This is a genomic window from Paenibacillus sp. AN1007, from assembly GCF_040702995.1.
Classification (GTDB): domain Bacteria; phylum Bacillota; class Bacilli; order Paenibacillales; family Paenibacillaceae; genus Paenibacillus.
The window spans coordinates 4,975,226-4,988,239 of the sequence record NZ_CP159992.1 but is presented as its reverse complement, the minus strand read 5'-3'; the positions used below and the strand labels follow the sequence as shown (position 1 = coordinate 4,988,239).

The following is a 13,014-nucleotide window of genomic DNA, read 5'->3' as shown; positions in this document are numbered from 1 at the left end:
AAGAGAAGTAGGGAAGGGGAGTGCGTTTCATAGTGAGAGCAAATACTCTGTCAAATCATCAGAAAGCAGCACCACAGATCAGACCTGCGTCGAAGCAGGATGTGGATCAAATTGTTCCGCTGCTCGTGCAGGCCATTGGTGATATTGCATATGCGCTGGCGGGTGAAGCGGATCATGAGCGGGCAATGGATATTTTGCGGGACTACGTGACACAGGAAAATAATCGGATCAGTTATCAGAACATCACGGTGATGGAGCAGGATGGACAGGTTGCCGGGATGCTGGTGGCGTACGCGGGTGATGATGCAGATCGTCTGGATCAACCCATATTAGATCGGCCCGGACGGAATCAGGATGAGAAATATGCTTTGGTAAAAGAAACCCGTCCCGGGGAGTATTATCTGGATACTCTTTCGGTAAGCGAGAGTTTTCAGGGGCAGGGCATCGGCCGTGCACTGATGGCTGCTTTCGAGCAGCAGGGTAAAGAACTAGGTCACACACGTGCTGCGCTGATCGTGGAACAGGACAACGGTCGTGCGATGCAGCTGTATGAACGCCAGGGCTACGTTCAAGATGACGTCATTCTCATTGGAGGACACGAGTACGATCATATGGTCAAAACAATTTCAGACCTGTAGGTACTAATAGACGGAGGGCTGCTGTCTGGGGAACGGCTCTCAGGAGTTTACCAAATACGGTTGTACGCAAAAAAGACGAGAGCAGCTTCGCTAGTGGACGCTGCTTCGTCTTTTTTGTTTTGTGCAGCTGCGGGGAGCTGCACGAGTTCATGAAATGAGCTTTAAAATCATTCTCTACTCATAATTGGAATACTCATTAACAGGTACGTTCTCTTCCAGCCATTTTTCGACGGCTTCTGTCTTCTCAAACTTGGATTCGGACACAACATCCATGAACGCATCCAGTTTTTTCAGAAAAGCACTGTCCTTGGAAGAGCTGCGCTGTAAGACAGCTTTGTAACCTTTTTGGGCATTGGCATCCATGATATTGGTGTCGTAATCGAACAGAGGTGTATTATCCAGCCCGTAAAAAGTGTACAAGGTATATTCATTCAGCAGCATCTGTATCTTCTGTTTCCGGTTGGAGTTGGGATAATCATTCAGGAATTGTTCCTGGTTCAGGGCACGATTCAGCATGTCCTGATACCCAATCATCAACCCTCCATCTTCAGTAGAAATATGGTTTGTTTCCACGGCCATGATTCGAATGTACTGTTTGATATCCTTATTTACGTAAGAGGTATATTTTTCAAACGCAGCATAATTCATGATCGGATAGAGAGAACCCTCGATTGGAATCAGGCGATAGCCGCTGTCTCTGGCCTGCTGCAGCAGTGAGCGAAGAGCGCTGTCTTTGGTGCGGGACATCATTTGGGTGAAGCTGTCATTCCACTTGTAGATTTTCAACATCTGATCCTGAACATTCGGTACAAGCATACGGTCCTCTATAGCAGTAAGCGCTTTGTAGCGGGCATTTTCCAGCTGCATTACCATTAGTGTGGCATGATATGGGGTGACCTGTTTGATCTTGGACTCCAGATAACGATCTGCTTCGGGCAGGCCATTCTTTTTGTAAAGCTTAGTCTGAAACGACTTGTATATTGCTGTTGAACTAGCTGAGGTAACTTTGATATCTGCAGCAGGCGCGGCGGAAGCAATGCCGGCAGCGGGTACAGCAGCCGTTTGAAGAAGCATAGCGATAGCCGTCGCTGTAAGCAGCGTGCGTACCGTTTTATTTTTGAAAGATGGCAAAGATAATGTCATAGTTATGAACCTCCTGAATGTATGAAATTGGCATATAGGAACGCTAAAACAAAAGTATATCAGGTTTGGTTATACATTAACCACAGATTAAAGCAAATGGTACAAGAAGTGGTTGCGGAATAGTGACAAATTTTTCTGTTATTTTTAACCTTTGCAGGGTAGATGCAGGGTGAATTTTTCTGCGAAAATATTTTTGGGATAACCGGAAACTTTTTAATGAATCCGAACGTCTTAGATGTGCATAGGAAAATACAGGAATTAACGACCAGCGCAGCTAATCTATAGGGATGAACTAAATATGGGGAGATTGGGGATAGGGTTATGAGGAAAGCGGGAGGCAATCAAGTGAAAAAGGTGATGTCAGCACTGGCCGTATCGGCCATGCTTATGTCTGCGCTGCCACTATCTGTGATGGATGCAGCAGCAAGAATCAGCATTTATATTAACGATACCGAGCTGCCATCGATGCAGGCTCCAGTAATGAAGGCTGGACGTGTGCTCGTTCCGCTGCGGTCCATTTTTGAAGGACTTGATGCGGATGTGCAGTACAGTAACAAAACCAAAAAGATTACGGCAACCCGTGGTGACCAAGAGGTTTCGTTAACCCTAGGTTCCAAAGCTGCGTATATCAACGGACAGCTGACCAAACTCGATGTGCCTGCGAGTACAATCAAGGGCAATACCATGGTGCCGATTCGTTTTGTGAGTGAAGCTTTTGGGGAAAAAGTGTTCTGGAACTCACGTAATCAGCGTGTGGATATCAAAACAACAACTGCATCTGAACCGCCGATTGACGACACACAGTATTCCGCATGGAATATCTATGGATCAGTATCCGGCAGCAATGGAGATGGCCGTGATCTGACGGTAAGCTTCACACGTGCAATGTCGGAGAAGACGGTATCTGCTTACCGCGTGATGCTGGTGAAAACGCGCAATGTGAACACCTTTAACGAAACGGCAGCGGCAGCTGTACCTTCGGGGAACTATACCTCCATTACACCTAATGGCAGCAATCCGAAGCTTACCCTCAACGCCCAGACACGTGATGTTAATGGCGATCTGTTAAACAGCAATGAAACCTACCGTTTATATGTATTAACTGTAGGCAACAGCAGCAATAACTACAAAAATACGTTAGGCTGGTCTTCTCAGAGCTTGAAGTTGAATAATGTTCGTTCTTCCGTACAGGCTGTAACGAACCTGCGCGCCGCAGATGTCAGCGATTATGGTGATGGTAGAGATATGGAGATCAACTTCACGCAGCCGAGCACAACTTCGAATATTACGTACTACCGCGCTTTTGTTGTGAAAGCGAAGGATGCATCATCGTTTAACCTGGATACTGCGAACAAAGTATCTAACGCCAACTCCACGATCATTTATAAAGGCAGCTCCAATACAGTTAAAAGTCAGCTTACCTCTTCATCGCGGGATACTTCAGGCGAACTGATCAAAAGTGGAACGTCTTATGTTGTTTACATCATGTCTGTAAGCACGAATACATCAACAGACAGCAAACTGTCCTCGGCTTCATCTTCCCTGACGCTGTCTGTAAACACAGCATCAGCTCCAGTCATTACACAAGTGAGAGATATTTCGGATTATGGAGATGGACGCGACATTCAGGTAAGCTTTAACCGTTCATCGGATGAGTCGAAGGTGGCGAACTATCGTGTGTTTGTTGTACGCAATACGGTGGCAAGCAGCTTTAATCTGACTACAGCAAGCAATCTGTCGTCCAGCTTGTATTACACGGTGAATAAAACCGGTAATAACATTACGGTTAACCTGCCTTCGAATATGAGAGACACCAGCGGTTACAACGTAACGAATTTGCAGGATTATCGGATTTTTGTCATGGCAGCAGGTACGCAGCAGAACAACTACACCAATGCGCTGTCAGCTTCTTCGAGTGTGTTGAGACTGACTTCTAACAGCACTGCAGGTGTGGCGAGCAATCTGTCTGTTACCGATATCGCGGACAATGGGAACGGATCTGACCTGCGTGTCTCGTTTACCAAAGCGTCAGATGAATCCAGTATTTCTCACTATCGCGTGTTTGTAGTGCCCGCAAGCTATGCAGGAAGCTTCAATCTGAATTCTGCCAACTCGTCAAGCTATTACACGCAGGTAAATAAAACGGGAAGCAATCTTACAGTAAACCTGCAGTCTAATACACGGGACACATTCGGGAACCTGATCTCCAATGGCCTTCCTTACCGTGTGTTTGTCCTGTCGGTAAACAATAACGGAAATTGGAGCCAGAATGCCCTATCTTCATCCTCGGCCCAAATCACGTTAACACAAAATGCAGCTTTAAGTGCACCGACTAATGTAACTGCAGCTGATGTGGCGGATAACGGTAATGCGAATGATATCCAAGTGACATTTAACCGATCAGCGAATGAAGCGAACGTGAGTCAGTACCGTGTATTTGTTGTAAAAGCGAACAGTTCATTGAGTTTATCTACCGCAAGTTCTTTAGACAGCAGATTTTATACTGCTGTAAATAAATCGAATAGCACCTCGTTCAGGCTGCCTGTTGGAACCTTAACAACAGATGGCAGCACGATCGTTAACGGCGGGGAATATCGAGTTTATGTAATGGCTGTGAATAACAACAGTTCTCTGTCAAATGCTTTATCGTCACCATCAGGTGTTGTTAAGCTAAATTTGACTTCTGCTGTTCAGGAAGCAAGTAATGTCGCAGTAACATTTGCTGAAGCAGCACAAGCAACCGGAGAGGCAACCGACATTTCAATCAATTTCACGAAACCTCAAAATGATGCAGGGATCGCCAGCTATGCCTTAATGATCGTGCCTTCAAGTCAGTCGGAAGTTTTTAACTTGGCTGCAGCCAAATCCGTTCTCTCTTCTACTAATAGTTATCTGACTGTACCTAAAAACGGGTCTAGTGCGAATGTTCAACCATTTGCATTCACAAAGGATGTTAGCGGGAATAAGATTGATTCTAGTAAATCGTACCAAGTTTTTGTCTTATCTTTGTCAGAAAACAATTCAAGAGAATCCAGTCTGTCTCGTGGCTCTAATGTATTCAAAATCAATGCGAAGCAGCAGGCACAGCCGATCGATGTAAAAGCAGCTGTAGTAACTGCAAGTAGTGAAGGGCAAATCATAAAGGTTAATCTTCAGTCAGACAATGAGCAGGGTATTTCACAATACAGAGCTTTCATTGTGAAGGACGGTTCCCGTTTTGGACTGGATGAGGCTAACAGTATCAGTGCCGATAGATATCAGGAATTAACGAAAGGTGATACGTTATTAACTCTTTCCAAAGATACAAGTGGACAGACAATAACTTCTGGAACGTATCAAATTTATGTTCTCTCTGTTGCACAGCAGCAATCCGTTCGTAACGCCTTATCCAATGCTTCTAAAGTCACAGTGGAGGTGCCTGCTCAATCATCAGCGAACCCACCGGCGGCGAATGTGCCATCTTCTGACACACCTGCTTCATAAGCAAAGTGCTGTCCGAATAGTTGTTTGTCAGGTTCCGAAGTTCTAAGTCAGATTCCGAGTTTCTAAAAAAGTATAATGATTCATCAACTACCTTTCCTGCGGGGAAGGTAGTTTTTGTTTTAACCATAACCATCACTCCCATGATCTAACGTGACCAATGTCCTTATTTTTCCAGTAATTAAGCTTCTAAAAGGGTTCCTTAGGTCATTGCTGGGGATGTAACAAACGATGGATAATAGAAGTCATAGAGGAGACAGTTCATGAGCCGAAAGGGAGGATGGAATGTTAGCGTTTCGTTTGGCGGGGGAACCGGATTCGCGATTGCCTTTGTATCTGTACGGTGTGGGTACGCAGGAAGAGAAAGGACTGCATAGACCCCAGGGTTTTCCGGTGCATCAGTTATTTTTGGCACGGGGCGGTGGGGGACATTTCAACATTTCGGGAAAAGGGACTGTAGTCATCCAGGCTGGGCAGCTGTTTGTACTTGAATCAGAAACAGCTCATGAATACATTCCTCACCCCAAAAATGGCGGAGAGTTGGGGTACATCGGCATCGGCGGTGATGCGGCAGCGTTGGTGCTTCAAACGGCCGGTTTAATTCAGAGAACGCCTTCCACAATAACCCAGTTCGATCTGATATGGTCACGAATGATGGAACTCTGGGAAGCACTGGATCAGGGTAGGGTATCCATGTGGAATACATCTGCTTTGGTATACAGGCTGGTTCTTGATATAACCCAAGCCATTACATCGACATCGACAGTATGTTCCTCTCCTTTAAGGGAGAAAAGGTCCGGACAGTCCTCATTAGAACCTGGGGGTGCTGTTCAGGAGTACAGGACGGGCGATTCACGCGTACATGTTAATTCGGATGCAGGTATGGATGGGCTTAACCGGGCAGTGGCCTTGATGCAGGCACATTATCAGGATGATCTGTTATTGAAACATGTGGCCGAAGCCGTAGGCTACTCTGTGCAGCATCTGAATCGTTTGTTTCACCAGCATTACGGTGTGACGGGCCATCAATACATGCAGCGCTGGCGTCTGCAAAAAGGACTGGAGTGGTTGAACAAGCATCCTCAGGCTAGTGTGAAGGAAGCGGCGGAGAACGTAGGCATGGAAGTGAATTATTTCATTCGCATGTATAAACGTGAATTCGGGGAAACACCGGGCAGAGGTGTGAAGCACCGCAATCAGCTCCAACTGAGGCAGAGCGTGTCTTTTCACAATAATCAAGATCAGCCCTAAACAGCTGCTGGCGAAGGGGAAGAAACCCTAATAACAAATAAAACATATAACAGAAAAGGGACCGAGCGGTCCCTTAAAAAATACACTAAGCAAATAAGAGGCTTTATATGATGTTTCTCTCAATAAAAATCATGCTGATCCGTGTATAATCGTGGATCATCTTTTTGAATTGAAATCAACCTGGTGGGTATAAATGTAGTGGTTAGAAGTGAATATGGAAAGCCGTATTCATCGGGTTTACGCCTGCTTCTTTTGCCCAAAAACAGGACGGATCAAGACAAGCCCAACAACGCCAATAACTGTACTTACCCATGGAGCCATGTAAAACACGGGAAGTTTATCCCGAAGTGGATAACCGACAAAGAGTACCAGTACAACAATGACAATGTAAATGGCAATGCCACGAACGTTCACCTTAGGCATCACGTGTTTGTCTTCTCCTTGGTCATCAGGGCGCTCTGCTAATCGGCGCAGCATCTCTACGAGCGCAATCCCGCCTACAGCGGCAATAATGAGAGAGAACAGACTGATATGTTCAAATGCTTCGGTGTCTCCATCTGTCCAACCGAAGAACAGCCCTGCACAGCCCTGGATGAGCAGCACAACGGATACAGCTGTCCAAGCAATCATGACATACCATTTAGGTGTTCGTTTCACAGGTTCTGTCGTATCCGCATGATCGACTGTCTGCTCTGAGACGGCGTTGGATTTCTTGCTTGGTCTTCCTGCATCTTTGGGCTTGGCAGCATTCGTCTGCGGTTCTGTATGTGAATCATCTGCATCATGTACTCCAAGCTGTACATAAATATCTTTTTCAAGATCAGGTCCGTACAGTTCACGTGCAGATTTGTTATCCTGCTGCGCTTGTACGATGGCTTTTCCCGCAGCGAGAATCCATTCTTCCTGTGTTCTCTCGTCTACTGGTGCCTGCCGTGCAATGGTGCTGATCCGGTCATACAATTGTACGTTATCCGGTGTCATCCGGCCCATCTCTGTAATCTGCCGATTTTGTAATTCTTTCAGCTTTTTATAGGAAATCCCCAATGATTGCTCCCCCTGTCTTCACACGTTCTGATCTTCCATTCCACGAAGACCCTGACGGTATTTTAGTATACGGGAAGGCCTCTCGTTTCGCAAAGTCATTCCTTATAAAATAACTGCTTATGGTTCACCCAAAGCCCGATGCAGGCAAGCACAACACAGGTACATAAGAGCACCAGTTTTCCATGATGCTGAATCCATCCAAGTAGATGTGCCATGAGTTTCTTCCTTTCCGTTAACAGGCTTCCGGGACAGGAGTGCCTGTAATTTTGGTTTTATTTTCCCCCGTGAATGCGTGAATATACACTGCTCGATCGGAAGAAGCAACGATTCTGTGAACCATGCATAAAGAGCTGCCTAATCCATCACAATAGTAGCATTTCCAAACCGAAATGATGGATAGGAGGGTGTTCAAAATGGATAAGCAATCAGATCTGACACGAAAGATGCTGCTCAACAGCAACTCACGTGGTGTCGTTGATGAAGTGGTGCCGATGAACGAGGCAGTGGAGGATGCGGAATTCAGCGACGAGCTGGACGATCATAATCTGCAGGGACGAAGCTTTTGGAACAACGACGGGGAAGGTCAGCAGCATGAGTGGAGCGGACGAATCGAGACCCATTCGATGTTTCGCAGGAGCTACGAGTGAGAACGTGATCGTAAGCAGCATACCATAAGACGATGATTACGATAGGTTAGCAAAAGCGATGCTTGTTTCAGCGTTAGGCTTTTTAAATGTTTTCACGAATGAAAAATGCACATAGAATGGATGTAGGAACTGAATGGCAATAGGACAGAAATATGCGGGGCCGGGCTGAATACAGCCAGGCTCTTTTTTTTGTAGGATAATGAGTGAAAAAGAAAACCGGTACCCGAAATAGTGATGTCATTTCACGCGTTGACTTGCAGGTGTGGGGATGATAATATACTAATATCTTCTTAATACTTACTAAACTTATCGGATTAAATATAATTAATGCGCAATATTTGAATATATAACAAGGAAACCAATCGCAAGGTCACTATGGAAAGGGGAAATCGGTATGGAACGTCAGATCAGCATCCGTCACGGAGAAGAGGAGTTAACCGCAACGATTCACTATCCGGTTGTACATGATATCAAAGAGGAGACACGCCAGCAGCGCGTCCCCTTGGCTGTCATCTGCCATGGCTTTGTGGGAAGCCGGATTGGCGTGGATCGATTATTTGTGAAGACAGCTCGTGAACTAGCGGAAGACGGTTATCTGGTGCTGCGTTTCGATTACATCGGCTGCGGAGAGAGCAGCGGTGAATACGGAGCGGAAGGGCTGGAGTCTATGGTACAGCAGACGCGTTCTGTGCTCGATTATGCTGTGAACTGCAGCGATGTCGACCCTACACGTGTGACTTTGATTGGACACAGCTTGGGCGGAGCGGTTGCGCTGTTAACCGCTGTACGAGACAAACGGGTTAAAAATCTGGTCATGTGGTCGGCTGTTGGTTACCCGTTCAATGATATTGTGAAGATTACAGGGCGGGACGTGTATGACGAGGGGGTAAGAACAGGGACTGCCGATTATCTGGGGTATAAATTCACACCTAAATTTTTCGAGTCACTTGCAGAGCATCAACCGTTTCAGGAAGCGGTGAAGTTTAACGGGGATGTGCTGGTTGTACACGGTACTTCAGATGAGGTCATCCCTGTAGACTATGCCTTTCTCTATCAGAAAGTGTTCTGGATGCGTCAGGAAGGGCGCTGCGACAAGGAAATCATTTTCCAGGGCAACCATACCTTCTCATCCGGTAAAGAGCGTGAACAACTGATTACACGTACGAGAGAATGGCTCGGAGAGCGTCAGAAGATTGAAGAGAACTGGCAGCACTGGATGATCTAAGGGATAAGCCGAACGTCATAATTCAAAAGTCACGGGTATTAACTTGGAAAAGCGGCTTCTTCGGGGTAAAATAGAGGGGTAAGCATCCTATCCGTGTCTGGAGGTTGGCAGCAATGACATTACCTGCACTATTCATTGCGCATGGTTCTCCCACTCTGGCGTTGGAGAGCAGTGACTACACTCAATTTTTGAACAAGCTTGGAGACAGGCTGCCGGCTCCAAAGGCCATCGTTGTATTCACCGCACACTGGGATTCTCCCGAGCCTTCGGTGACGATGGATGAATCCCATCAGACCCTGCATGATTTTTATGGATACCCTCCGGCGATGTATAACATACAGTACCCTGCGGCTGGGCAGACCGAGATTGCGGATGAGATCTGTGCGTTATTCTCGCGCAGCAACTTGTCACATCGACCTGTTCGAGGACGCGGGCTGGATCATGCCGTATGGGTGCCGCTGCTGCATATGTATCCTGAAGCGAACATTCCGGTTATTGCCGTATCGGTAGACTCGCTGCGTTCACCGCAAGAGCAGTATGATATTGGGCGTATGCTGGAACAGCTCAGGCATGATAATGTACTCATGATCGGTAGTGGCGGGACGGTGCATAACCTCAGAATGCTTGCACAAGATGATGAGCCGCAGGATTGGGCCGTAGAATTTGATGACTGGCTCGCTGAGCGTCTGCAGCAGTGGAATACCAGAGAATTGTTTCTGTATGAAAAAAAAGCCCCTCATGCTCGGACGGCAGTTCCGTCATACGGCATGGAACATCTTGCCCCATTGTTCTACGCCATGGGCACAGCAGATATGTCTCGCACCGCGAAGCGATTATTTCAATCGTATGCCTGCGGCACATTAAGTTTGAATTGCTGGCAGTTTGGTGACAGCATATAACTTGGAGCAGATGAGAACAGAATAGATCAATATCGTTGAATATAAACAAGCAAAAGGTTCCTGCTGTCAGCTGGCTGACTGCAGGAACCTTTTTTGTGTTCGGGAATAACGCGTCCAAGAGGTATCACACGCTTCTGTATATGAAGTTTCGCCTCCAGTACAGCATAAGACTATTTTCGAATTTCAAAAAGCTCACAAGCTGCACGCGAGTGGTAGGCTAGTTCGCTTACGCTGGACTGAACAACAACGGTTTTCTCATCGAATCGGATAATAACACCTCCAGAGTCGATCTGGTGGTTATCTTTAAATACGCGGATTTTATGTTTTAAGGTCATGGCTTCCTGAAAATCGGCGTCAGTTTCAAGACGGCGCTGAATGGGCATAGGAATACTCCTTTACGATGATAAACTTTAACTCCATCATAATATGGGATTCCACAGGTGAGCAAGTGAGAGGCAGCTGGCGATGGAAAGCAGGCCGTTAAAAAGCCCTGCTTCAAGGGGAGGAAGCAGGGCCGCATTTCTTATGTTTTAGCGATTAAGCCGTTTTTTTCGTTGGTGTGATGGTTGGTGTATTTGTAGGCTGCATCGTTCTGTCTTTTTTGAAAAGTCCGTGAAGGTAAGGCAGCACCCAGTGATCCAGACCGATTTTACCAGCATTTGCACCAGCTACGACGATGAAGATTTCCATCACTACCAGTTGAGCGTTCGTGCTCACTGTACCCGAGAAGAGGAACGCGAAGTTCATGACCATTGCCATCAGCGCCGCAAGTGTTGTGAAGCATCCGAGGATGAGTCCCAAACCTACCAGGAATTCACCGAGCGGAATGACGAAGTCGAACAGTCCGGCATTCGGAATTGCGAATTTTTCAAGGAAAGTTGCCCACCAAGCCTGCACGGCTGGATGATCGCCTGTTGCTTTTTCAAGTGCTCCAGCGAGGAACCCGCCAGCTTGGAATCCGCCGGTCAATTTGCTCCATCCGTGAGTCATCCAGTCATAACCGATATACACCCGAAGTACTGTTAAAATCCACATTGCCACTTTGTTTTCTCTAAGCCATTGGTTGAAGCTGAACATATAAACCACTCCTCTTATGGAATCTAGTGTGTTGTTTTTGTTTTTCTAAGTGATCACCTTTGATGTCTTTATTGTATAGTCCTGCAGTGTTTTTGTTTGTGATTAAAATCACAAACTAGTTCAAATTTTAAGTAAGGTTTGAGGAGTTCACATTTAGGACACATTTATCTGCTCATTTCGTGATTCAAAATCGATTTTTGAGCTGGGACAAGGTTTACAGGGCGCAGACAAAACGGAAGCGTTGTGATTAAATGGAAGGAAATACGTGAGATGGTTGTCTGCATGAGAGGAATATCACATGCTGCGCAAAGAGCGATTCAGCCAAATCATTCAGGAGGTTCTATATTGAAGTCGTTTTCTTGGAACAAAACCGTATCGGCATTATCCATCTGCCTTCTTGCCTTGAGTCTTGCTGCTTGCCAGAGTAAGGAGACTGCGCAAATCCCCCAACCCGAGCCAGCGCCGGCTCCGATTCAGGAAGAGAAAGCGGTGGAGGAACCTGTTGATTCTGGCTTTAGAGCTCCTTTCACGGGACTGGCCGTTGAGAAAGCTGCTGCACAGCGACCGCTGGCGGTGATGATTAACAATGCGCCAGCAGCACGTCCTCAATCGGGAATGAGCGCAGCGGACATTATCATTGAAGTGCTCGCTGAAGGCGGCATCACCCGTTTCATTGCCATTTTCCAGAGTGAAGGCGGAGCAGAGACAGTTGGTCCCGTACGCAGCATTCGCCCATATCTTATTGAACTCGGCGAGAGTTATGACGGGGTGCTTGTTCATGCCGGAGGCAGCCCGGAAGCCTATTCGATTTTGCAAAAACAGCGGAAACAGCATATGGATGAAATTTCGAATGGCGGGCCTTACTTCTGGCGTTCCAAAGACCGAAAAGCACCGCACAATTTGTATACCTCTGTGGACAAGCTAAGAGAAGGTGCAGAGAAGAAAGGGTTCAGCCACGAATTTCAGTCTCCTGTGTACAAGTATGATGAAGAAGGATCAGCAGCCGCAGGGGAGACTGTAAAGCAATTGGATATCCATTATTTATTAAATAGTTATAAAGTTACGTATGAATATGATGAAGTTAGCGGACGATATATGAGAATGGTGAACGGGAAGCCAGATGAGGACAAAAATAACGGCATTCAGCTTGGAGCATCGAATATCATTGCAGCCGGAGCTGATCATAAGGTGCTCGACGATGTGGGCAGATTGTCCGTGAACGTTGATGAGGGCGGTGACGCGATGCTGTTTCAGAAGGGCAAAATGATTCGCGGGCAGTGGGTTAAAAAAGAAGGGGATATTATTCGTTTCCTTCATGATGGGCAGGAAGTCAATCTTATACCGGGTAAAACCTTTATTAACATCGTACCGAACCATCCGAATTTTTCTGATCATGTGACACTGACTAAGTCATAAGAGAAAGCATGCAAATCATTTGTTGGATTTCACACCAGCAGAATACAGTTCTAGGAATGAAGAAAACAGTGAAAAAGGTGTCGCTTAATGAAGACTTCTATCTGAATAGATATGCTTGTTTTGAAAATAAAAGCTGGTCTCCGGAACAGTTTTCCAGGAGTTTTGTAAACGCAGTGTAAAATCAGAGTCTGATT

11 protein-coding genes are annotated in these 13,014 nt (G+C 46.3%); 7 read left to right on the top strand and 4 right to left on the bottom strand.

The genetic code is table 11. The features are described 5' to 3' along the window. Positions 1-32 precede the first annotated feature (32 nt). A complete protein-coding gene (locus ABXS70_RS22365; protein WP_366290963.1) occupies positions 33-638 on the top strand; it encodes a GNAT family N-acetyltransferase in 606 nt (201 codons plus the stop codon). Positions 639-812: 174 nt separating this feature from the next. Here ABXS70_RS22365 and ABXS70_RS22360 read toward each other — a convergent pair whose 3' ends face one another. Then, positions 813-1,781 carry a hypothetical protein gene (locus tag ABXS70_RS22360; RefSeq protein WP_366290960.1) on the bottom strand — a complete coding sequence of 323 codons (969 nt, stop codon included), beginning with the start codon at positions 1,779-1,781 and terminating at the stop codon, positions 813-815. A 321-nt stretch (positions 1,782-2,102) separates the two neighbouring features. Between ABXS70_RS22360 and ABXS70_RS22355 the strand changes: the two genes are divergently transcribed. Then, positions 2,103-5,264, top strand: a complete 3,162-nt coding sequence (locus tag ABXS70_RS22355; protein ID WP_342554194.1) for a copper amine oxidase N-terminal domain-containing protein — start codon at positions 2,103-2,105, stop codon at positions 5,262-5,264. Positions 5,265-5,546: 282 nt separating this feature from the next. Then, positions 5,547-6,512, top strand: coding sequence for an AraC family transcriptional regulator (locus ABXS70_RS22350; RefSeq protein ID WP_342554195.1), 966 nt, complete (start codon positions 5,547-5,549; stop codon positions 6,510-6,512). A gap of 237 nt (positions 6,513-6,749) precedes the next feature. Here the strand turns inward: ABXS70_RS22350 and ABXS70_RS22345 are convergent, their stop codons facing one another. Next, entirely contained in the window at positions 6,750-7,556 is an 807-nt protein-coding gene (locus tag ABXS70_RS22345) for a hypothetical protein (protein WP_342554196.1), read from the bottom strand. Positions 7,557-7,969: 413 nt separating this feature from the next. On the opposite strand from ABXS70_RS22345, the gene ABXS70_RS22340 reads away from it, so the two are divergent. From ABXS70_RS22340 to ABXS70_RS22330, 3 genes are all read left to right on the top strand, one after another. Further along, positions 7,970-8,203, top strand: a complete 234-nt coding sequence (locus ABXS70_RS22340; protein WP_342554197.1) for a hypothetical protein — start codon at positions 7,970-7,972, stop codon at positions 8,201-8,203. Positions 8,204-8,597: 394 nt separating this feature from the next. Next, on the top strand, positions 8,598-9,428 hold the full coding sequence (locus tag ABXS70_RS22335; protein WP_342554198.1) for an alpha/beta fold hydrolase: 831 nt from the start codon (positions 8,598-8,600) through the stop codon (positions 9,426-9,428). A 113-nt stretch (positions 9,429-9,541) separates the two neighbouring features. Continuing rightward, the gene (locus ABXS70_RS22330; RefSeq protein WP_342554199.1) at positions 9,542-10,327 is read left to right on the top strand and encodes a class III extradiol ring-cleavage dioxygenase; all 786 of its coding nucleotides are present in this window, start codon (positions 9,542-9,544) and stop codon (positions 10,325-10,327) included. Positions 10,328-10,497: 170 nt separating this feature from the next. Here the strand turns inward: ABXS70_RS22330 and ABXS70_RS22325 are convergent, their stop codons facing one another. Together ABXS70_RS22325 and ABXS70_RS22320 are read right to left on the bottom strand one after the other, a co-directional pair. Then, complete coding sequence (locus ABXS70_RS22325; RefSeq protein WP_342554200.1) at positions 10,498-10,710, bottom strand: hypothetical protein; 213 nt, start codon at positions 10,708-10,710, stop codon at positions 10,498-10,500. A gap of 154 nt (positions 10,711-10,864) precedes the next feature. Continuing rightward, entirely contained in the window at positions 10,865-11,404 is a 540-nt protein-coding gene (locus tag ABXS70_RS22320; RefSeq protein WP_366290953.1) for a DoxX family protein, read from the bottom strand. 345 nt (positions 11,405-11,749) lie between these two features. On the opposite strand from ABXS70_RS22320, the gene ABXS70_RS22315 reads away from it, so the two are divergent. Further along, positions 11,750-12,820 (top strand): DUF3048 domain-containing protein, encoded by a 1,071-nt coding sequence (locus tag ABXS70_RS22315; RefSeq protein WP_342554202.1) that lies wholly within the window; start codon positions 11,750-11,752, stop codon positions 12,818-12,820. The last annotated feature ends 194 nt before the right edge of the window (positions 12,821-13,014 follow it).